A 994-nucleotide genomic window follows, 5' to 3' on the forward strand; every position below is an offset into this window, starting at 1 on the left:
TGGACTCGTCCAGACCGGTGTGGACGCTGACGATGGCGCCGTAGGTGAGGTTGTCGTCGTTTGAAACGATGGCTTCCAGCAACTCCACGTTCTCGTCGAGTATCCTGGCGACATAGTCGAGGGTGAGCAAGGAAGTGACGGCGGCCATCAGGCGGCCAGTGCTAGCGGGATGGTGAGCGGCACCCAGTTCCAGGGTAACAGCTCGTCGATCCTGTTGATCTTGTGATCGTGGATGCGATTGAGCAAGTCGGTGATGTATGCTTGTGGATCGAGACCGTTCATTTTGGCGCTTTCGATCAGCGTCATGGCGCGGGCGAGGGTTTCGGCGCCTGTTTCGGAGCCGGCGAATAACCAGTTCTTCTTGCCCAGGCATATGGGCCTGACGGCCCGCTCGGCAGCGTTGTTATCGATGGCGACGCGTCCATCGTCGATAAAGAGGCTGAAGGCGTGCCAGCGCCCCAGGGCGTAGCGAAAGGCCTTCGCCAGGTCCCCCTTGGTCGAGATACGGGTGAGTTGCTTCTCGGCCCAGCTATGCAGAGCGTCGAGCTTGGGTCGGCTCAGCTCCTGGCGTACTGCCCGGCGGATATCGGCAGGCTGGCCCGCGATCTTGCGCTCGATGTCGTAGAGTTGTCCGATACGCTCGAGCGCCTCGTGCGCGATCTCAGATTTTTGCGATGTCCAGATGTCATGAAAATCGCGTCGCCAATGCGCAAAGCAGGCCGCTTCCCGGAAGCGAGGCTCACCATCCGCGACGGGTTCGTAGAGCTTTGCATAGCCTTTGTAGGCATCGGCTTGTAGGATACCGCTTGCGCTGCCCAAGTGAGCCAGCACGTGCTCGGCTTTCCAGTTGGGCGCATAGCGGTAGACGACGCCAGGCGGCGCGGTGCCGGCCCAAGGCCGCTGATCACAGACATAGCCCCAGATCCGCCCTTGCATCACACCCTTGCCGATACCCTTGGCGCGTCGTTCCGGAGCCAGCACGCGGATCGGTGTA

Annotated in this window: 1 protein-coding gene; it reads right to left on the reverse strand. The window is 61.2% G+C overall.

The window, feature by feature from the left end:
• Positions 1–147: 147 nt before the first annotated feature.
• Positions 148–994, reverse strand: an 847-nt coding sequence (locus tag SxD43FB_RS23750; RefSeq protein ID WP_141249645.1) for an IS66 family transposase, incomplete at its 5' end; no start/stop codon positions are given.

It is taken from the genome of Sphingobium sp. D43FB (assembly GCF_002312805.1).
Lineage (GTDB): Bacteria > Pseudomonadota > Alphaproteobacteria > Sphingomonadales > Sphingomonadaceae > Sphingobium.